At 70.2% G+C, this 19721-nt stretch carries 17 protein-coding genes and 1 tRNA gene; 15 read left to right on the plus strand and 3 right to left on the minus strand.

Features of this window, described 5'->3' with window-relative positions:
- The first annotated feature begins 327 nt into the window (after positions 1-327).
- The 7 genes from ABT304_RS29465 to ABT304_RS29495 all read left to right on the plus strand — a co-directional run bounded on the left by ABT304_RS29465 (position 328) and on the right by ABT304_RS29495 (position 6893).
- On the plus strand, positions 328-1662 hold the full coding sequence (locus ABT304_RS29465) for an HNH endonuclease signature motif containing protein (RefSeq protein ID WP_350720812.1): 1335 nt from the start codon (positions 328-330) through the stop codon (positions 1660-1662).
- 98 nt (positions 1663-1760) lie between these two features.
- The gene (locus tag ABT304_RS29470; protein WP_350720814.1) at positions 1761-2231 is read left to right on the plus strand and encodes a GNAT family N-acetyltransferase; all 471 of its coding nucleotides are present in this window, start codon (positions 1761-1763) and stop codon (positions 2229-2231) included.
- A 101-nt stretch (positions 2232-2332) separates the two neighbouring features.
- Positions 2333-3892: a TIGR03767 family metallophosphoesterase gene (locus tag ABT304_RS29475; RefSeq protein WP_350720816.1), complete on the plus strand. Its 1560-nt coding sequence runs from the start codon at positions 2333-2335 to the stop codon at positions 3890-3892.
- 132 nt (positions 3893-4024) lie between these two features.
- A complete protein-coding gene (locus ABT304_RS29480; protein WP_008358178.1) occupies positions 4025-4438 on the plus strand; it encodes a DUF3052 domain-containing protein in 414 nt (137 codons plus the stop codon).
- A gap of 69 nt (positions 4439-4507) precedes the next feature.
- The gene (locus ABT304_RS29485) at positions 4508-6172 is read left to right on the plus strand and encodes an AMP-binding protein (protein ID WP_350720818.1); all 1665 of its coding nucleotides are present in this window, start codon (positions 4508-4510) and stop codon (positions 6170-6172) included.
- Positions 6169-6633: a peroxiredoxin gene (locus ABT304_RS29490; protein WP_350720820.1), complete on the plus strand. Its 465-nt coding sequence runs from the start codon at positions 6169-6171 to the stop codon at positions 6631-6633. Before ABT304_RS29485 ends, ABT304_RS29490 begins: the two co-directional genes overlap by 4 nt.
- Before the next feature lie 184 nt (positions 6634-6817).
- A tRNA-Val gene (locus tag ABT304_RS29495) sits at positions 6818-6893 on the plus strand.
- Between the two features lie 5 nt (positions 6894-6898).
- On the opposite strand, the gene ABT304_RS29500 is transcribed toward ABT304_RS29495, so the two are convergent.
- A complete protein-coding gene (locus ABT304_RS29500) occupies positions 6899-7360 on the minus strand; it encodes a nitroreductase family deazaflavin-dependent oxidoreductase (protein WP_350720822.1) in 462 nt (153 codons plus the stop codon).
- Positions 7361-7457: 97 nt separating this feature from the next.
- A complete protein-coding gene (locus ABT304_RS29505; protein WP_350720824.1) occupies positions 7458-8684 on the minus strand; it encodes an MFS transporter in 1227 nt (408 codons plus the stop codon).
- 75 nt (positions 8685-8759) lie between these two features.
- Between ABT304_RS29505 and ABT304_RS29510 the strand changes: the two genes are divergently transcribed.
- Positions 8760-9692, plus strand: a complete 933-nt coding sequence (locus ABT304_RS29510) for a LysR family transcriptional regulator (RefSeq protein ID WP_350720826.1) — start codon at positions 8760-8762, stop codon at positions 9690-9692.
- On the opposite strand, the gene ABT304_RS29515 is transcribed toward ABT304_RS29510, so the two are convergent.
- Complete coding sequence (locus ABT304_RS29515; protein WP_350720828.1) at positions 9693-10610, minus strand: LysR family transcriptional regulator; 918 nt, start codon at positions 10608-10610, stop codon at positions 9693-9695.
- A gap of 207 nt (positions 10611-10817) precedes the next feature.
- On the opposite strand from ABT304_RS29515, the gene ABT304_RS29520 reads away from it, so the two are divergent.
- The 7 genes from ABT304_RS29520 (at position 10818) to ABT304_RS29550 (ending at position 19720) form a co-directional block, all read left to right on the plus strand.
- Complete coding sequence (locus ABT304_RS29520) at positions 10818-11927, plus strand: PrpF domain-containing protein (protein WP_350720830.1); 1110 nt, start codon at positions 10818-10820, stop codon at positions 11925-11927.
- 58 nt (positions 11928-11985) lie between these two features.
- Positions 11986-13185 carry a Bug family tripartite tricarboxylate transporter substrate binding protein gene (locus ABT304_RS29525; RefSeq protein ID WP_350720832.1) on the plus strand — a complete coding sequence of 400 codons (1200 nt, stop codon included), beginning with the start codon at positions 11986-11988 and terminating at the stop codon, positions 13183-13185.
- A 10-nt stretch (positions 13186-13195) separates the two neighbouring features.
- A complete protein-coding gene (locus ABT304_RS29530) occupies positions 13196-15259 on the plus strand; it encodes a tripartite tricarboxylate transporter permease (protein WP_350720834.1) in 2064 nt (687 codons plus the stop codon).
- A 43-nt stretch (positions 15260-15302) separates the two neighbouring features.
- Entirely contained in the window at positions 15303-15677 is a 375-nt protein-coding gene (locus ABT304_RS29535; protein WP_350720836.1) for a universal stress protein, read from the plus strand.
- Between the two features lie 175 nt (positions 15678-15852).
- Positions 15853-17859 (plus strand): MMPL family transporter, encoded by a 2007-nt coding sequence (locus ABT304_RS29540; RefSeq protein ID WP_350720838.1) that lies wholly within the window; start codon positions 15853-15855, stop codon positions 17857-17859.
- Positions 17856-19106, plus strand: coding sequence for a sensor histidine kinase (locus tag ABT304_RS29545; RefSeq protein WP_350720840.1), 1251 nt, complete (start codon positions 17856-17858; stop codon positions 19104-19106). The genes ABT304_RS29540 and ABT304_RS29545 overlap by 4 nt, the downstream gene beginning before the upstream one ends.
- Positions 19103-19720 (plus strand): response regulator, encoded by a 618-nt coding sequence (locus tag ABT304_RS29550; protein ID WP_350720842.1) that lies wholly within the window; start codon positions 19103-19105, stop codon positions 19718-19720. The genes ABT304_RS29545 and ABT304_RS29550 overlap by 4 nt, the downstream gene beginning before the upstream one ends.
- Position 19721 lies beyond the last annotated feature (1 nt).

Consider the following 19721-nt stretch of genomic DNA (forward strand, 5'->3'; position numbering starts at 1 on the left):
CCCACTCCTCATACCCGCCGAGAATCACCGGTTCACGGGCACTCCTAGATGAGGCACCGAGGGCGTTTCGCGGGCATTTTTCGTGAGTCTCGTCGGGTCCTTGACACCGAGGACGATCGAGAAAAACTTGGCTGGCTATCGGGTCGGCGGCCAGCCCTGGCGGGCTTTGGTCTGGGTTGGGTGCCGGCCGTCGACAGTGCGGCCTGGTCGCGTTTGGAAGGGCTGGCGCAATGTGCCAAATAAGGCCCTTGAAAATGGCGTGAATACGCCATCTGACCTGCGAAAACAAGATGCGCCATGGCGTCTGGGTTTGGTAAAATATTGGGTATGGAAGCACTCCTCGACCCCGACGACACCACCAGCGACCTGCTGGCCGCGGTGCGTACGTCGCGTGCGGTCGCGGAGCAGGCTGACCGGGACGTGCTGATCGCCGCCGCACGGTTCGCGGCGCTGCATTCGGTCCAGGACCGCGAGGAGTCTGCGCGGTTGGATGGCGACACCTTCGGCGATCGGATGCTGCCCCTGGCCGGATCGGGGGCACCACTGATCTCCGAGGCCGCCGCCGTCGAGTTCGCGGCAGTGTGGGGGCGTTCCACCCAAGCGGGGAAGAAGTTTCTCGGGGACGCGGTCGAGCTGCGTTACCGTCTCAAGCACGTGTGGGCGCGGATCCTGGACGGGTCCCTGCTGGCGTGGCGGGCCCGTCGGATCGCGGACCTGACCCGGAACCTGGATGCCGATGCCGCCGCCTGGGTCGACCAGCAGATCGGGGCCCATGCCCACCAGGTCGGCACCCGCCAGCTGGAACGGATGATCACCCAGGCCGCCGCCCTGTTCGAACCCGATGCGGCTGCCGCGATCGCCGAGCACGATGCGGTCGAGCACCGTTCGGTCACCATCACCACCACCGAGACGACCCCGTTCGTTGCCACCGGTGCCGAACAAGGCCAAGCCGTGCTCGCGCTGGGGTATCTCGACGGGGTACTCGACGCCGCCGACGCCCTGGATCTGGAGCAGGCTGTCGCAGCGATCGCCCACGGGCTCCTCGACCAGGACGACTACGCGACCGCGAGCCTCGATGTACGACGCGCGGCCGCACTCGGAGTCCTCGGGAGGGCCTACAACTCCGGCTCCCTCGACGGGGTCCCCGGTGTCGCTCGGGTCGTCGAGCTGGTCATCCACACCGACACCCGCGACCTGGCCGGCACCGGCCTGGTCCGCCTCGCCAACACCCGCGGCCTGGCCAGCATCGAACGCCTCGAGCAGTGGGCCACCACCCCCGGCACCGTGATCAAGCCGATCATCGTGGTCGACCTCGCCGAGGACATCGAAACGGCGGGCTACGTCCCGACCGCGCGGCAGCGGCGCCAGGCCGAGCTGCTTCACCAGAAGTGCTCCTTCCCCTACTGCCAAGCCCGCGCCGAGCACTGTGACCTCGACCACCGCCGGCCCTACGCCCAGGGCGGCCGGACCAGCAGCCGCAATCTGACCCCGCTGTGCCGACACCACCACCGGATGAAGACCCACCACGGCTGGCGCTACCACCGCCTCCGAGCGGGCGTCTATCGATGGCACAGCCCCCACGGCTACGAATACCTCGTCACCCCGACCGGCACCATCGACATCAGCAACGACCTCGCCCCACCCCTCACCCTCGCCGCATAACGAACGTCTCGAGCACCGTGCTCGGCTGATCCTGTTCGGGGCGTGCGGATCCCTGCGATCATCGACGTGTGACGACCCCTCGAGGCACGCTGCGGGTCTTGACCTGCGACACCGCGGAGACCCTCGCGGCGGCCAGCGTCCTGTTCAACCAGTACCGGCGCCATTACGGTCAGCCAGACGGGGACGATCGCACCCTCGGCTGGCTCACCGACATGGTTCGGTCGAACATGCTCACGCTCTACACGGCGGTGCCGGGCGACTCGACGGCGGACGCACCTCCAATCGGCCTGGCGACCAGCCACGCGATCCCCGCATCGCTGGTCATGGGACAGTTCTGGCAACTGCGCGACCTATTCGTGCTCCCCGGTTCTCGTCGCCAAGGAGTGGCCGCTGCGCTGGTCGATGCAGTCTGCGCGGCCGCATTGACGGCGGGCGCTACACGACTGTCCCTCGTGACAGAGCCGGACAACCACACTGCGCTCGGTCTCTACCGGAGGCTCGGATTCAAGCCTGTCGAAGGTCTGGCTTCGCTCAGCCTGGATCTTGCCGCGCAGACAGTCAGGTCGTGAGGTTCGAGCGGGTCCACCGGAGCCGCGCCGATCAGGCCAGGGGGAGTATCGTTCGCGCACGAACCGCGGCGGCCGGTCGTGAGGGAGAAGAGGCGGCTTAGATGGGTGTCACGAGCGAGAGCGGGCGGATCGTCGCGGGTGGCCGAAAGGGCACCTACCTACGTCTGGCCGAAGGGCCGCAGGAGCGCCACATCTCGCGCACCGATCTGGCGCGGAAGCCCGAGGATCTGGGCGACCCGGTGCTGACCGTCGCGCACCTGTCCGACATGCACATCTGCGACCACCAGTCGCCGGCTCGGGTCGAGGTCCTGGACCGGCTCATGGACCCCGACACCGCGACCCGTGAGCTGATCGACGAGATCGGGACGTACCGGGCCCAGGAGCTGCTGACCGCCCAGGTCGGCGCGGCGATGGTCGAGGCGGTCAACGAGATCACCGAGGGTCCCGTCGGCGGTGGCCCGCTCGATCTGGCGATCGCGACCGGTGACAACACCGACAACGGGCAGTACAACGAGCTCGACTGGTATCTGACCCTGCTCGACGGCGGCCGGCTGACCCCCGACTCCGGCGACATGCTGCACTACGAAGGCGTCGCCACGCTGCCGGACAAGCGCTTCTGGCACCCCCAGGGCGAGACGTACGACATGCGCCGAGGGGACCACGGCTTCCCGCTTGTCCCCGGGCTGCTGAAGGCGGTGCGCAAGGCGATCGACTCGCCCGGTCTGGAGGTGCCGTGGCTGGCGGTCAACGGCAACCACGATGGGCTGCTGCAGGGCACCGTGCCGGGCAGCTCCGCCATCGGTGAGATCGCGGTCGGTGATCTGAAGGCGATCGCCATGCCCGAGCACTGGACCGACGAGGCCAAGGCGAAGCTCATCGCCGGGCTGATCTCCGGTGACCCGGTGGCGCTCGGGATGCTGGCCGAGCTCGAGCCGTACGAGGTGACCCCCGACCGGCGTCGCCGGCAGACGACGCTGCAGGAGTTCGTCGACTCCCACGTGCACGACGAGGCGAAGCCGCCGGGCCACGGCTTCAAGGCCGGCGGCAAGCCCTACTACCGCTACGACGTCAACGACGAGGTCACCTTCGTCGTCCTCGACACGGTCAACCCGGCCGGCGGTTTTCAGGGATCGATCGACGCCGAGCAGCTGGAGTGGCTCGACGCCGTGCTCGCTTCCACCGACTACGACGAGCGGCTCGCGGTGATCGCCAGCCACCACGACGTGGCCTCGCTGGTCAACGACATGAGCGGCGCCGGCGGCGGTCGCCGGGTGCTCAGCGACGAGATCGAGCAGACCGTCTCACGCCATGAGAGCGCCGTGCTCTGGCTCAACGGGCACACGCACCGTACGTCGGTGAAGCCTCGCGGCTCCTGGTGGGAGGTCACCGCTCCGTCCCTGATCGACTGGCCGCAGCAGGGCCGGATCGTCGAGCTGATCTCCGACGGAGACGTGCTCACCATCGCCACCACGATGCTCGACCACGCCGGTCCCGCGCGCTGGAGCGGCTCGATCGAGGAGGTGAGCCACCTCGCCTCTCTCTCCCGTGAGCTTTCCGCCAACGACTGGCAGGGACCGAAGGTACGCCTCGCCGAGCACCCGTCGGCAGGGACGGCGCAGGATCGCAACGTACTGCTCCATCTGCTCGATCCGAGGGCCTGAAAGGCCTCCGACACGCCGTTATCTAGCGAATGACAGGCGGGTGGGGTTGCGTGGACCAGCGTTCTCCGCTGGACTACCACCAACCAAGTTCATGCAAGCGGCGTGGACATCAAGCTTTTGGAGGAACGACACGTGAGCTCGACCGCAGCCACAGGGCCTGCGGACCGGCTGGGCCTCAAGTCCGGCATGGTCATCCAGGAACTGGGCTGGGACAACGATACTGATGACGAGCTGCGGGTCGCCATCGAAGATTCCGTCGACGCGGACTTGGTCGACGGCGACTACGGCAACGTGGTCGACGCCGTGCTGCTGTGGTGGCGCGATGACGACGGCGACCTCGTCGATGGTCTCGTCGACGCGCTGACCGACCTCGTCGGTGGCGGCGTCATCTGGTTGCTGACGCCGAAGGTGGGCCGCCCTGGCGCGGTCGACCCGGCCGACATCGCCGAGGCCGCGCCGATCGCCGGACTGTCCCAGACCACCACCGCATCTGTGAGCAAGGACTGGGCCGCGACGCGTCTGCTGGCGCCGAAGACTCCGGTCTGATGGCGGCGATTCTCGGGATCGCTGGACACCCACAGGAGACCTAGCGTGAGCGTGGCTACACTCCCAACGGTGTTCTCGACTACGGCTGCCAAGGCGCGCACCGCCGGATCCGCGGCGAAGATCCTGGCCGGCTCCGGCATCGTCCGGCCGGTCAACCCCCTCGGGCTCGCACGGACCGGCCTGGCGCTGGCGCGCTGGGGCACCGGGCCGGCCGGAGGGTTCATCGGCCTCGCCCACCGCTACCCGCGACGCACCGCGCTCATCGACGAGCTCGGCTCGTTGACGTACGCCGAACTCGACCGCCGCTCCAACGCGATCGCCCGGGCCCTGGCGGCCCGGGGGGTCGGTGAGGGCGATGGGGTCGCGATCATGTGCCGCAACCATCGCGGGTTCGTCGACGCGACCCTGGCGGTGGCGAAGCTGGGCGCCGACGCGCTCTACCTCAACACCGCCTTCGCCGGCCCGCAGCTCGTCGGGGTGCTGGAGCGGGACAAGCCCGCCCTGATCATCCACGACGAGGAGTTCACCGGGCTGCTGTCCTCGGCGACCGCGGCCACGAGGCTGGTCGCGTGGGTCGACTCCTCGGATCCCGGTGAGACGCTCGAGTCGCTGGTCTCCGGCGACGCGCGGCCGGTAGCGCCGCCGAAGCGGCACGGGCGGATCGTGATCCTCACCTCCGGCACGACGGGAGCGCCCAAGTCGGCGCCGCGTCAGGAGGCCGGCGTCGACGCGGCGATCGCGCTGATGTCGCGGATGCCGATGAAGGACGGCTGGCGCTGCTTCATCGCCGCGCCGCTCTTCCACACCTGGGGGATCGCCCACCTGCTCTTCGCCGAGCTGCTCGGCACCACCATGATCCTGCGCCGCCGGTTCGACCCGGAGGATGCGCTGGCGACCCTCGCGGAGACCAAGGCCGACTCGTTCGCGGTCATCCCGGTCATGATGCAGCGGATCCTGTCGCTGCCGGAGGAGACGCTGGCTGCGTACGACCTCGAGGGGATCGCCTCCCGGCTCAAGGCCGTCGCGTCCTCCGGCTCGGCGCTGCCCGGCGACCTCGCGCTGGAGTGGATGGACCGGTTCGGCGACAGCCTCTACAACGTCTACGGCTCGACCGAGGTCTCCTACGCCTCGATCGCCGACCCCGTCGACCTGCGCGAGGCGCCGACCTCGGCCGGCAAGGTGCCGTGGGGGACCCGAATGAAGATCCTCGACGGCGACGGCGTCCCGGTGCCCGACGGTGAGGCCGGCCGGATCTTCGTCGGCAACGGTCTCCTCTTCGAGGGCTACACCAGCGGCGGCGGCAAGGAGGTCGTCGACGGCCTGATGGCGACCGGCGACGTCGGGCGCTTCGGGCCCGACGGCCGGCTCTACGTCGAGGGCCGCGACGACGACATGATCGTCTCCGGCGGCGAAAACGTCTTCCCGCAGGAGGTCGAGGACTGCCTCATCCGCCATCCGCTCGTCGCCGACGCTGCCTGTGTCGGGGTCGACGACGCCGACTTCGGCAAGCGGCTGCGTGGGTTCGTGGTCCTGGCTCCCGGCGCCGAGGGAGACGTCGATGCGGTGTTGAAGGACTGGGTCAAGGAGAATCTGGCTCGCTTCAAGGTGCCGCGCGAGATCGTCGTGACCGACGCTCTGCCGCGCAACGCGACCGGCAAGGTGCTCCGTCGCGAGTTGGCCACCTGGGGCATCGAGGCGGCACGATCGAACGGCGAGAGGGTGGCAGAGCAGTGAGTGGACTCGAGATCGGTGGTCCGGCTCCGGACTTCACGCTCCGCGACCAGTTCGGCGCCGACGTCACCCTCTCGGACTTCCACGGCAAGAAGGCGGTGGCGATCTTCTTCTTCCCGTTCGCCTTCTCCGGCGTGTGCACGGGCGAGATGAGCGGGCTGCGGGACCGGCTCGACGAGTTCGTCACCTTCGACACCGAGATCCTGGCGATCTCGTGCGACCCGGTCTACGCCCTGCGACAGTTCGCCGACACCGACCGCCTCAACTTCTCGGTGCTCTCCGACTTCTGGCCACACGGCGAGGTCGCCCAGGCCTACGACGTCTTCAACGACCGCACCGGTGCCCCGCGACGATCCTCTTACATCATCGACAAGTCGGGCGTCGTGCGGTGGGCCGTGCACAACGACAACGCCGACGGCCGCGACCTCGACGAGCATCTCCGGCAGCTCCACGCGGCGGCGTGAGGAAGTAGTTTACGGGTCATCAAAGGTCCGTTAACAGCCTGGTTACATGGCTTTTCCTATGCCCTGGGTGGGATCTACTCTTGAGGTGTTGAGCCGCTGATGACCCGAGACGTCAGCGGCTCAACTTCCATTTACGGCCCGGTTTCTCGGGCCCGCCCCTGATCGCGTACTCTTGGGGCGCTTCGGACGCATAGCTCAGTTGGTAGAGCGCCTCCCTTACAAGGAGGATGTCGGGGGTTCGAGTCCCTCTGCGTCCACCACAAGATCAGTCCTCCGCGGCGATGTCGGCGATGTCGGTGGTGGTGAGGCGGAAGACGGGATGGCGGTGTGAGTCCGCGATGATGTCCTCGTCAGAGGAGTCCGCGGTCACGGCGAAGTAGGGCCGGGTCACCGGTACCTCCCGCAGGTACTGGCGCAGCACGGGGACGCTGGCCGAGGGGTCCAACTCGGTGACGTACGCCGTTTCAGAGCGGCCGCCCCGGCTGAGCGTGACCCGACCGGCCGCGCGGGCGTTGCGCACCCAGTTGGTGACGCCGTAGGCGGCGACCAGCCAGCGCTCGCCGTCCCGGGCCATGACATCGACGGGCGTGGAGTGGGGTGTGCCCGTCCGGCGCCCTGGGACGGTGAGGATGTGGCGGTACGAGTTGCCCAGCCCCAGCCGGGTCATCACCGTGAACGCGCGGTTGACCAGGCGTGTGGCGGCGTTGACGCGATAGGTCCTGGCCATCGGCTTCTCCTCGGTTCGTGGTCCGACGGTGTCGGCCTGAAGCGGATGACAGGCCGACCGCGCTGGTCCACGATACGGCGGCGGCCGTCTCGGTGGGTCAGTGCGGAGCCGCGTACGTCTTCGGTGGTGCCTGCGTCATGGTCTCGCTGGAGGAGCGGGGCAGGAGTGTGCGCGCGGCGGCGTACGCGATCAGGGTGATCGCGATGACCATGCTCGCGGTGCCGGTCCAGCCGGCCGCGAAGGCGAGGCCGCCGAGCCAGCCGAAGAGGCTGGAGCCGGCGTAGTAGAACAGCGTGTAGAGCGAGGTGGCCTGGGCGATCCCGCTGGTCGCCATCGGGCCCACCCAGCCCGACGCGATCGAGTGCGCAGCGAAGTACGCCGTCGCGAACAGCAGCAGCCCGATCAGGATGGTCGGCAGCCGGTCGGGGATCGTCAGCGCGGCCCCGGCGGCCATGGTCAGGGACGAGACCAGGAGTACGCGTCGGCGGCCGAAGCGAGCCGCGAACGTCGCCGCCAGCCGGGCTGACACCGCGCCGGAGAGCCCGGCCAGGAAGATCACCGCGGTCAGTGCCGGCGGCAGCGAGAACGGCTCCAGCTCGAGCCGGTAGCCGAGGTAGTTGAAGACCGCCACCTGGGCTCCCATCAGGAAGAACGCCTGCGCGTAGAGGGCGAGCTGGCCGGGGTTGGTGAGGTTGGCGACCATCCCGGGCCACACACCGGCCGGGCGCGAAGTCGTCGCTGGGCGGGGGCGCTCGGGCGGGAGTGCGGTGACTGCGACGGCGGCGCCGAGCGCGCTGACGCATCCTGCGACGAACGCCGCCACACGCCAGTCGCTCACGTCGGCGACCGGCGCGGCGATCAGCCGTCCGGCCACGCCGCCGAGGACGGTGCCGGAGATGTACGTCGCGCCCGCGGCCATCGCGTCGCGTCGGCTGACCTGCTCGCTGAGGTAGGCGAGCGCCAGCGCGGGGGTGCCGCCCAGTGCGATGCCCTGGGCGACGCGGAGGAGGACGAGGAGGGGGAACGAGGTCACGAGCGGGAGAGCCAGGCCGATGGCCGCCGCGGCGACGATGGCGATCGTCATCGCCCTGGCCCGGCCGATCCGGTCGGCGATCCACGACCAGCCGAGCGCGGCGACGGCGAGACCGATCGTCGCCCCGGAGACGGTCAGGGCGGCCTGGGAGGCATCGACCGCGAAGTCGCGGCTGATCGCCGGGATCAGCGCCTGGGGATAGTAGAGCTGCACGAACGTCGTCATCCCGATCGCGACCAGCGCGACCAGCACGCGTCGATGTCCTGGGTCGGTCGCAGCCTGATCGCTCACCCCCGTCACGCTAAAGAGCCCGGAACCGTGCGTCCAATGCATCGGTGATGCATGAATAATGCGGATTCGCATACGATGTCGGGTGTGGATGCCACCGCGCGAAACGTCCTGCCGATGCTCCCGGCCCTCGCGGCCCTGGCTGAGACGGGGCAGACGCACGCCGCCGCCGATCTGCTGCAGATGCCGCAGCCCACGGTGAGCCGCATGCTCGCGCGCCTCGGTCGTGAGCTCGGCGTGGATGTGGTCGAGAGACACGGGCGAGGTCTGCGGCTCACCAGGGCGGGGGAGGCGCTGGCCCCGCACGCCGCCGCCGCGGTCGCGGCGGCCACGGCGGGCATCGAGGCGGTGCAGGCCCAGGAGTCAGGCGCCCGCGGACGGATCGCCCTCGCGTTCCAGAGCACGCTCGGCGAGAGGGTCGTGCCGGCGCTGGTCAAGGCGTTCCTGCAGGAGCATCCGGGAACATCGGTCGACCTGATCCAGACCTCGCGACCGCGGTGCCTGGAGGCGGTCACCGACGGCACCGCCGAGGTCGCGCTGATCTCGCCGCTCGACGATCGCCCCGACCTGCGCCGGTGGCGGCTGCACACCGAGCCGCTGGTCCTGGTCGTACCGCCCGGCCATCGCCTGGCGACACGGGCCCGGGTGAGCTTCGAGGAGGCCGGCGCGGAGACGTTCATCTGCATGAAGCGCGGCTATGGGATGCGTACGCTGCTCGAGGGTCTCGCTCAGGCAAGTGGCGTCACACCCGCGATCGGGTTCGAGGGCGACGACCTCGCCACGCTCCGGGGGCTCGTCTCGGCCGGCCTCGGGGTGAGCCTGGCGCCCCGCGATCCGCACGGGGCCACGGGCTGCGTCGAGGTCCCGTTGACGAACCCGGAGGCCGTACGTCACATCGGTGCCTGCTGGCTCGACCGCCGTCCGTCGACGCTCGCCGCCGCCTTCCAGGACCTGCTCCGGCGGCGGGGCCGGCGACTGACCGAGATCGGCCTGCGCCCTCTGGGTGGCTGATCAGGAGTAGGTCGACGAGGTCTCCACGAGCACGTCGTGCAGGGCGAGCTCGGCAGCGCTGCGGACCCGGCCCGTCCGGTGCGCGACGAGCACGCGCCGGGGCGGCGCGGAGTCGCCCAGGGAGATGACGCGTACGTCGGGGTGCTGGTTGACGGTGGCCGTTCGGGGAGCGAGCGCGATGCCCAGCCCGACGCTGACCATGGCCTGGGCCTCCTGGTAGTCGTTGGCCTGGAACGCGATGGTCGGGTTGAAGCCCGCGGCGACGGCGCTGCGCTGCAGCACCTCGACGACCGGGTGGCCTCCCGCGCGGATGATCCACGGCTCCTCGGCGAGGTCGGCCATCCGGACCGTACGCCGCCGGGCCAGGCGGTGGGTGGCGCCGACAAGGAGCACCGTGGGGTCGGTGAAGAGCTCGGTCAGCACCAGCTCGTCGTTGTCGACCCGCTCCCAGGCATAGTCCCAGAGCAGGGACATGGCGACCTTGCCCTCCTCCAGCATGCGTACGAGATCGTCCTCGCGGCCGCTGTGGATGGTCAGCGCGATGTTGGGGTAGAGCTCCTTGTAGCGCCGGACCGCCAGGGGTAGGAACGAGCTGCCGATGGTGGGGAAGGTGCCCAGGGTGACGCTGCCGCGACGTACGCCGGCGATGTCGGCGAGGTCCGACTCGGCGGCCGCCAGCTGGCGCAGGACCTTGCGCGCGTGGGTGGCGAGCACCAGGCCCGCGTCGGTCGGGGTCATGCCCCGGGCGTGGCGGTCGAGGAGGGGCTGCCCGGCCTCGCGCTCGAGCCTGAGCAGCTGCTGCGAGATCGCCGAAGGCGTGTAGCCCAGCGCCGCGGCCGCGCTGGTCACGGACCCTTCCTCCACGATCGCCAACAGGATCTGCAGCCGTTTGATGTCGAGCACGGCCCCAGTCTGCATGAAGTCGTGCTACATGGCCATGTAGGGCCGTGCAGTGCTGCTTCAGCCGCGACGAAGCGCGGCGGGACGCGAAGGCGTCCAGGAGCCGCCCGTTGAGCGTGCAGTTCTGCTTCATGCTCATGTTCGAAGTCGTGATTGTGCTACAAGTCACCTCGCTCCAGTCTGTGTGGGTCCGGACAGCCCGGACGACTCGGCTGAGGAGGCAATATGCGCGAGATCGCCGCGACATGGATGCGGGGTGGCACCAGCAAGTGCTGGGTCTTCCGTCGCGACGACCTGAACGTCCCGGACCTGTCCGTCGACGAGGTGCTGCTGAGGATCTACGGCAGCCCTGACCATCGCCAGGTCGATGGCGTCGGCGGCGGTACGTCCACCACGAGCAAGGCGGTCATCCTCGCGCCCTCGGCGACGCCCGGGGTGGATGTGGAGTACACGTTCGCCCAGGTCGGCATCGAGGAGGCCAAGGTCGACTGGGGGAGCAACTGCGGCAACTGCTCCGCGGTGGTCGCGTCGTTCGCGATCCGCGAAGGATGGGTGAGCACGGGCACGCCGGAGACGGCCGTCCGGGTCCTCAACACCAACACCGACCAGCTCATCGTGCAGCGCGTGCCGACCCCCGGAGGCGTACTCGACGAGGAGGCCTCCGAGGCGATCCCCGGCGTTCCCTTCCTCGGCGCGCCGGTGCGGATGGGCTTCGTCGATCCGGCGGGCCGGAGCACCGGACAGCTCTTCCCGACGGGTCATCAGCGCGATGTCCTGCCGGAGACCGTGGGCGGGGTGACCGTCACGCTCATCGACGCGGGCGCGCCGGTCGTCGCGGCCAACGCTGCCGACTTCGGTGTGCGCGGCGAGGAGGACATCGCCGACCTCGATCTGGTGCCCGGCCTCCTGGCCCGCCTCGATGCCGTACGCCGGGAAGCCGGTGTCCTGATGGGGCTCGCCCCGACGCCGGATGCCGTTGCCCGGGCCGTTCCCAAGCTCGCGCTCGTCGCCGCCCCCGACCCGGCGAGCGAGGAGCGCACCGACCTGACCGTGCGCATGCTGTCGATGGGGCGCTTCCATCCGGCGGTTCCGGTGACCGGCTCGGTGGCGCTGACCTTGGCCGCCGACGCCCCCGGCACGGTGGTGCACGACCTCGTCCCGGCGGAGCGGCCCACCACCGGCCTGCGGCTCGGTACGCCCGCGGGCAACGTCAGCACCTTCGCCGAGGAGCACGACGGGGTCCCTGTCGTCGGCGTCGTACGCACCTACCGCCGTCTCGCCCACGGAGCCGTAGTCCTGCCGGACCCGCCCTTGCTGCCGTCCGCGTCGGCTTGACCATCTGACCCCTTGACACGGGATGCCCGTGTGAGGCTCGCTACACCTGGAGGAACTCATGACCCAGCACGTCGAAGAAGAGGACGTGGCCACGACCGCAGACGAGGATGCCGGCCCGACGCAGGACCCGCCGGAGCGACCTGCGCCGACCCCACGACTCGCCGGAGCCGTCCTCGCCGGATTCACCGCGTTGGCGGTCGGCGTCTCCGTCCTGGGCGGGGACTTCCTGAACCCGGCCGCCTCCACGGCCGACGGCGACTACTCGGGTGAGACCGTCGAGATGATGATCCCGCTGGCCGAGGGTGGTGGCACTGACACCTGGGCCCGGTTCGTCGGAGCCGAGCTGACCGAGGCGGTGCCCGGCTCCCCGGGCCTGGCTCCGGTCAACGACGACGGCGGCGAGGGGATCCTGGGCACCAACCACTTCATGACCTCGGCGAAGACCGACGGCACCGAGGTGCTCGTCAGCACCGCCTCGACGGTGGTGCCCTACCTCCTCGACATGCCGGCGGTGCGCTACGACTTCAACAAGCTGCGGCCGGTCCTGGCCAACGGCACCGGCGCGGTGGTCTACGCCCGGACCGGCGCTGGGGTGGACGGCATCGAGGACCTCGTCGACCGGGACAAGCCGCTCATCTTCGGTGGCATCGCGGCGACCAGCCTCGACCTCACCACGATGCTGGCCTTCGACCTGCTCTCGGCCGACATCGACTCGACCTTCGGCTTCGAGGGCCGTGGACCGGTCAACCTCGCGCTCCAGCGCGGCGAGGTCGACATCGACTACCAGACGACCTCGTCGTACGAGCCCGCGGTCGAGCCGCTGGTCGAGGACGGCACCGCGGTGCCGCTCTTCTCGCTCGGGCAGGTCAACGAGGACGGCGAGATCGTGCGCGATCCGAACTTCCCGGACCTGCCGACCGTCGTCGAGGCGTACGAGAAGCTCCATGGCAAGCAGCCGGATCCCGAGGCGCTGGAGACCTACCGCGCCATCCTGGCGCTGACCTACACCTACCAGAAGGCGCTCTGGGTGCCTGAGGACACACCGGACGAGGCGGTCGAGCTGCTGCGCTCGACGGCCGATGAGATGGGTGCCGATCCCGCGTTCCAGAAGTCCGCCGCCGAGGTGCTCGGTGGCTATCCGCTCGATGCCTCACCCGACCTCGCCGACCGGATCGGCGAGGCGTACCAGGTGGACGAGAGCGTCCGCCAGGACGTCCTCGAGCTGCTCGAGACCGACTACGACATCACGATCGACTGAGGGCGGACACATGACTGACGCAGCCTTCTCTGCCCTGGCCTCCCTGGCCGATCCCTCTCTCCTCATCATGCTCGCCGTCGGTGTGGTCGCCGGTCTGGTCATCGGCCTGATCCCGGGGCTAGGCGGCACCGGCGCGGTGGCGATCCTCCTTCCGATCACGTTCGGCATGGAACCCGAACCCGCACTCGCGATGCTCATCGGAGCACTGGCGGTGGTACACACCTCAGACACGGTCGCCGCCGTCCTGCTCGGCGCGCCCGGCTCCGCCTCGGCGAGCGTGACGATGCTCGACGGCTACTCGATGGCGCGACAAGGACAGGCCAAGCGCGCCCTGTCGCTCGCCTTCCTGTCCTCGATGGCCGGCGGCCTGATCGGAGCGGTCGGGCTCACCCTCGCGATTCCGCTGGCTCGGCCCCTGGTGCTGTCCTTCGGCAGCCCGGAGCTCTTCATGCTGACCATCCTCGGGGTCTCGCTCGCCGCCGTGCTCTCGCGCGGCAACGTCGTCAAGGGGCTGACCGCCGGCCTGCTCGGGCTTCTGCTCGGTCTCGTCGGCACCTCGCCCACGACCGCCGAGGAGCGGTTCTCCTTCGGGTCGCTGTTCCTCAGCGACGGCATCTCCCTGGTCGCGGTCGCGCTGGGTGTGTTCGGGCTCGCCGAGATCGCCAGCCGGGTCGGGCAGCGACGAGTCACCGAGAAGCCGGTGGAGCTCACCGGCGGTTGGGGATCCGGCATCCGCGAGTGGCTGACCCACTGGACACATGTCATCCGAGGCGCGCTGATCGGCATCTGGGCCGGTGTGCTGCCCGGCGTCGGCGCCACTGCCGGCACCTGGCTCGCCTACGGGCAGGCTGTGGCCACCGCGAAGGACAAGCGGAAGTTCGGCAAGGGTGACCCCCGTGGCATCGTCGGCCCGGAGAGCGCCAACAACTCCGTCGAGGCCGGCGACTTGATCCCGACCTTCCTCTTCGGCATCCCCGGCGGCGTGCCGTCGGCGATGCTGCTCGGGATGCTGCTGACGTACGGCATCCAGCCGGGGCCGGCGATCGTCACCGACCATCTCGACCTGATGTACCTGATCGTGTGGGCGTTCGCGATCGCCTCGGTCGCCGGAGCCTTCCTCTGCTTCCTGGCCACCGGCTCGCTCGCCAAGCTCACCAAGGTGCCCTTCGCCGTGCTCGGGCCCGGTCTTCTCGTGGTGATGCTCCTGGGCGCGTTCCAGGAGGGTGGCCAGATCGGCGACCTGTGGGTGATGGTCGCCCTCGGCGTGGTCGGCTTCTTCCTCAAGGCCACCGGGATGCCGCGGGCCCCGTTCCTGATCGGCTTCGTCCTGGCCATCCCGATGGAGCGCTACTACTACCTGACCGCCAGCCTGTACGACGGCGCCTCCTGGGTCGCGCGACCCGGCGTGCTCGTCTTCGCCGCGCTGCTGATCGTGCCGCTGGCCTGGTCCCTGATCAAGAGGGTTCGGCGAGCCTCGGGGGCTGCCGACGACGGTCACCGGGACGAGCACGAGAGCGATGACGAGCACGGCGACGAGCTCGAGGGTTCGCTGGCCCGTACGCCCTGGTCCCTCGCCGTCGCGATCGTCGCGGTGCTGGTCTTCGCCGGCGCGCTGTGGGTGAGTGGGTCCTTCTCCGCAGAGGCCGCGCTGATGCCGCGGCTCGTGGCGATCGGCGGTCTCGCCGCGGCACTCATCCTGTCCTGGCAGGAGCTGCGCGCGAGGCGGCAGGACACCCGCCGCGACACGCTCGAAGACAGCCTCGAGCCCACGGGTGGGTCCGGTGGCACCATGGTCGCCACCCGAGTGGACCCGGCGGTCGCCGCCCGGGCCCTGGCTCGGCGTCACGACCTGGTGATCGCCATGCGCACCTTTGTCGCGATGGCCGCGTTCCTGGTCCTCGTCATGCTCGGCGGCTACCTCGCGGCGACCCTGGTGTTCACCCCGGTGTTCCTCCTGTACGCAGCCCGCACCCGGCCACGTACGGCGATCATCTACACCCTCGTCCTGGGCGCCGTGCTGCTCGCCCTGCCGTCGCTGCTGCCGGTCGACCTGCCGATGGGCCTGCTGCAGTGACCGCGCCGACCTCCCGCCCTTCCACGAACCGAAAGGAACGCCGATGACCATCGTCGTCGCCTACGCCGACACCCCTCCCGGACGCGCCGCCGTCACGGCCGCGGTCACCGAGTCCCGAGAGGGAGAGACCGTGGTCATCGTGCCAGCCGTGCGCGGCGAGCGGGTCCCCGACGCCGAGGAGCTCGAAGCTCGGTGGCCGGAGCTCGCCGGCCGGGTCGAGGTCGAGCGCGGAGACCTGGGTGACCCCAGCGATACCGTCATCCAGGTCTCCCAGCGGCTCGACGCGCGGCTGATCGTCCTGGGTCTGCGCGCGCGGACGCCGGTCGGCAAGCTGGTCTTCGGCAGCACCGCCCAGCGGATCCTGCTCGACGCCACCTCCCCGGTGCTCGCGGTCAAGCCTTCCGTAGCCGGCCCCTGACCGCTCCGGCCCGCCGGCATCAGCCAAATGGATGATTCCTGGTTCAGTCCTGCTCGCGATGATCTGGGACGACGCCGCTGGTGGAGTTGTCGGCATGGCAGATTCTCTGGTTCGTACGCGGTCGGGTGCTCGTCCGCATCTCGCAGACAGGTTGACCTCCCGCCGTGGGGCTTGGGTGGCGCTCGGCCTCGCGGTGGTCGTGATGGGGGTGCTCTTCGGGGCCTTCGCCGGTGCGGAGGCCCCGGCGCGGGCCGGGCAGGCGCCGGTGGGGTCGGAGTCGACGCGGGTGAACGCGCTGCTGGAGGAGTTCCCCGGTGCCGATCGTGAGTCCGTGCTCGTCGTCGCCTCCCGGGAGGACGAGGGCGCTCTCTCCAGCGGTGATCTCGACGGCCTCGAGCGCCTCGGCGTCCAGGTCGGTGCGCAGGCCGCGCCGGGCTCCGCCGGTCCGATGCTCAGCGAGGACGGGGAGGCCGCGGCTCTCGTCGTACCGATCACGGTCGGCGCCGACAACGCCGAGACGGCGAAGGTGATCAAGGCGCTGCGAGCCGACGTCGCGGCGCAGGCTCCCGACGGGCTGGTGCTGCAGGTCACCGGCGGGCCGGCGTTCGGGGCTGATGCGGCCGCGGCCTTCGACGGCGCCGACCTCACGCTGCTGCTGGTGACGGTCCTGATCGTGGCGGTGCTGCTGATCATCACCTACCGCTCGCCGGTGCTGTGGCTGGTTCCGCTGGTCGTGGTCGCCCTCGCCGACGCGCTCGCCGGTCGGGTCACCGCGGCGGCGGGAGCGCTGTGGGACTTCGGGTTCGACGCCGGCGTCGTCAGCGTCCTCGTGTTCGGAGCGGGGACCAACTACGCGCTGCTGCTGATCTCGCGATACCGGGAGGAGCTGCAGCGGACCGAGGACGACCGGCTGGCGCTGAGCACTGCCTGGCGGAAGACGGCGCTCGCGATCCTCGCCTCCAACCTGACGGTGGTGCTCGCCCTGCTGACCCTGGTCCTGGCCGCGATCCCGATGACCCGCGGGCTGGGGGTGCCCGCGGCGATCGGTCTGCTGATCGCCCTGGTCGCGGTGCTGTTCGTGCTTCCGCCGGCCCTGGCGGTGTGTGGGCGACGACTGTTCTGGCCGTTCGTACCTCGCCCGGGTGAGTCGCGCGACCAGGGCGGGGTCTGGCGCGCGGTCGCGTCGCGGGTGGTGAAGCGCCCGGTCGCGAGCCTGCTGGGTGGGCTCGTGCTGCTCGCGGTGATGGCCTCCGGCCTCTCCGGTACGTCGGTCGGGCTCGATCAGATCGAGAAGTTCCGGGTGCAGTCCGAGTCGGCCGCCGGTCTGGAGACGCTCTCGGCGCACTTCCCGCCCGGCGAGGCCCAGCCGATCTACATCCTCGCCGACACCAAGGCCGCCGCTGAGGTGGCTTCGGCCGCGGGTGACGTGGAGGGCGTGGTGCGCGCCCAGCCGGCCGGGGTCACCGACGACGGGGCGTTGACGAAGATCATGGTGACCAGCGAGTTCTCGCCCGGAACCGAGCGGAGTCTCGACCAGATCACCGCCCTGCGGGAGGCGGTCCACCCGATCGAGGGCGCGGAGGCACTCGTCGGCGGCGCGGTAGCGACCGAGCTGGACGCCGCCGAGGGGAGCGAGGACGACCTGCTGCTGATCGCGCCGCTGGTGCTCGCGGTGAGCTTCCTCGTGCTCCTGGTCCTGCTGCGTTCGCTGGTGGCGCCCGGTCTGCTGCTCCTGGTGAACCTCGCCAGCGCGGTCGCCGCGATCGGCGCCGGGGCCTGGCTGAGCCGCGTCCTCTTCGATCAGCAGGCGCTCGACCTGCAGGTGCCGATCCTGGCGTTCCTGTTCCTGGTCGCGCTGGGGATCGACTACACGATCTTCCTCGTCCACCGGGCGCGCGCCGAGGCGGCGCGGCTCGGCACCCGGGCGGGGGTGGTCGAGGCGGTCGCCCACACCGGCGGTGTGATCACCAGCGCCGGCATCGTCCTCGCCGGGGTCTTCGCCGCTCTCGGGGTGCTGCCGCTGGTCACCCTCGGACAGCTGGGCCTGATCGTCGGTGTGGGCGTGCTCGTGGACACGCTGGTGGTGCGTACGGTGATCGTGCCGGCGATCTTCGCCCTGGTGGGCGACCGCATCTGGTGGCCGGGACGACTGCAGAGGGCCGGGGGAGAATCGAGCACATGAGTGTCGTACACGCGCCGCTGAGGCGGACCGGCGCCTCGCACCCGACCCCCGCCGCCTCGACGGTGCGGGCGATGGAGATCGGGCAGCACGTGATCGCGGTCGTGCTGACGGCGATCGGCGTCAGCAGAGCGATCGGCGAGGGGGTGGCGCCTCCCGCCGCGGTCGTCTCGGGGCTCGCGATCCTCGGGTGGCACACCGCCGGCACGATCCTGCCGGCCAGGACGGGCTCGCCGCGGCTCCCGGTGTGGTGGCTGCTCGGCTTCGCGGTGATCTGGGTCGCCGCGGTCGCGGTCTCGGACGAGTTCGTCTGGCTCGCGTTCCTGCTGTGGCTGCTCGCCGGGCACCTGCTGCCGCTGCGCTGGGGCCTGGTCTTCTCGGCGGTGATCCTCGTGGTGGTGGTCGTGGCTCCGATCCTGCACCGTGGCACGACCAGCTATGCGGACGTCTTCGGCCCGCTCATCGGCGGCATCTTCGCGTTCGGCATCTCTCGCGGATACCTGCAGCTCCTGCGCGACGCCGCCGAGCGAGAACGGCTGGTGACGTCCCTGCGGAGCGCGCAGCAGGAGATGGCCGAGCTGCAGGACGAGCTCCTGCTCGCCCAGCGCCACTCCGGAGCGATCGCCGAGCGCACCCGGATCTCGCGAGACATCCATGACACCGTCGCGCAGGCGCTCTCCTCGATCCGGCTCCTCACCCACGCCGGAGGCAACCGCACCACGGACCCGGAGTCCTCGCGCACCTTCGCGCAGGTCGAGGCGCTGGCGGGCGACAGCCTCGCGGACGTACGCCGGATCGTCGAGGCCCTGGCACCGGCCGAGCTCGAGGACGCCGCCCTCGCCTCGGCGCTCCGGCGGATGCTCGACCGCACGAAGGACGAGACCGGGCTGCTCGCGGAGCTCCATGTCGACGACACCCTCCCGCTGCTGCGCACCGAGGTCGAGGTCGCGCTGCTCCGCACCGCTCAGTCGGCCCTTTCGAACGTACGTCTCCACGCCGCGGCGACGCGGGTCGTGGTCACGCTGATCGACGACGGTGACTCGGTGCGTATGGACATCAGCGACGATGGCGACGGGTTCGATGTCGCTGCCTGGGAGCAGGACGCCGATGCCGGCTCGTCCAGCTATGGCCTGCGTTTCATGCGGGCCCGTCTTCGCGAGCTCGGAGGTGGCCTCGACGTGGAGAGCACGCCCGGTGAGGGCACCGCGGTCTCCGCGCATCTCCCGATCCACATCGAGGGGTCGCGATGACCACGGTGCTCCTCGTCGACGACCACCCGGTCGTACGCAGCGGCCTGCGCGCCGTGATCGAGGCGGGCGACGCCCTGACGGTCGTCGGGGAGGCCGCCACCGGCGAGGAGGCGATCACCCTGGCCGGTCACCTCCATCCCGACGTCGTGCTGTGCGACCTGCGCCTGGGAAGCGGGATCGACGGCATCCGGACCACGATCGCGCTCCGCGCCCTCGACCCGGCGCCGGCTGTGCTGATCCTGACCACCTTCGACCGCGACGCCGAGGTGCTCGGTGCGATCGAGGCGGGGGCCGCCGGCTACATGCTCAAGGACGTCGATCCCGAGGTCATCGTCCAGGGCATCCACCGCGCCGCCGCCGGCGACATGGTCCTGGCTCCGGACCTGGCCACCCGCGTGCTGAAGGGCATGCGCAGCCCGCTGCCGCGGCTCACCGATCGTGAGATCGAGGTGCTGCGGCACCTGGCCAGGGGCGCGACCAACAAGGAGATCGCGCGCACGCTCTTCGTCACCGAGGCCACCGTGAAGAGCCACCTCGCGCACATCTTCACCAAGCTCGACGTCGACAGCCGCTCCCGCGCCATCCATGTCGCGCAGGAGACCGGCCTGATCTGAC

It is taken from the genome of Nocardioides sp. NPDC000445 (assembly GCF_040300245.1).
In the GTDB taxonomy this organism is placed as follows: Bacteria; Actinomycetota; Actinomycetes; order Propionibacteriales; family Nocardioidaceae; genus Nocardioides.

Bases quoted from the DNA above. Each gene is read 5' to 3' on its own strand.
- ABT304_RS29500 (WP_350720822.1), bottom strand. From the start codon at position 7,360: ATGGCCAGGACCTATCGCGTCAACGCCGCCACACGCCTGGTCAACCGC.
- ABT304_RS29550 (WP_350720842.1), top strand. From the start codon at position 19,103: ATGACCACGGTGCTCCTCGTCGACGACCACCCGGTCGTACGCAGCGGC.
- ABT304_RS29475 (WP_350720816.1), top strand. From the start codon at position 2,333: ATGGGTGTCACGAGCGAGAGCGGGCGGATCGTCGCGGGTGGCCGAAAG.
- ABT304_RS29465 (WP_350720812.1), top strand. From the start codon at position 328: ATGGAAGCACTCCTCGACCCCGACGACACCACCAGCGACCTGCTGGCC.
- ABT304_RS29515 (WP_350720828.1), bottom strand. From the start codon at position 10,610: ATGCAGACTGGGGCCGTGCTCGACATCAAACGGCTGCAGATCCTGTTG.
- ABT304_RS29535 (WP_350720836.1), top strand. From the start codon at position 15,303: ATGACCATCGTCGTCGCCTACGCCGACACCCCTCCCGGACGCGCCGCC.
- ABT304_RS29530 (WP_350720834.1), top strand. From the start codon at position 13,196: ATGACTGACGCAGCCTTCTCTGCCCTGGCCTCCCTGGCCGATCCCTCT.
- ABT304_RS29510 (WP_350720826.1), top strand. From the start codon at position 8,760: ATGTCGGGTGTGGATGCCACCGCGCGAAACGTCCTGCCGATGCTCCCG.
- ABT304_RS29520 (WP_350720830.1), top strand. From the start codon at position 10,818: ATGCGCGAGATCGCCGCGACATGGATGCGGGGTGGCACCAGCAAGTGC.
- ABT304_RS29525 (WP_350720832.1), top strand. From the start codon at position 11,986: ATGACCCAGCACGTCGAAGAAGAGGACGTGGCCACGACCGCAGACGAG.
- ABT304_RS29545 (WP_350720840.1), top strand. From the start codon at position 17,856: ATGAGTGTCGTACACGCGCCGCTGAGGCGGACCGGCGCCTCGCACCCG.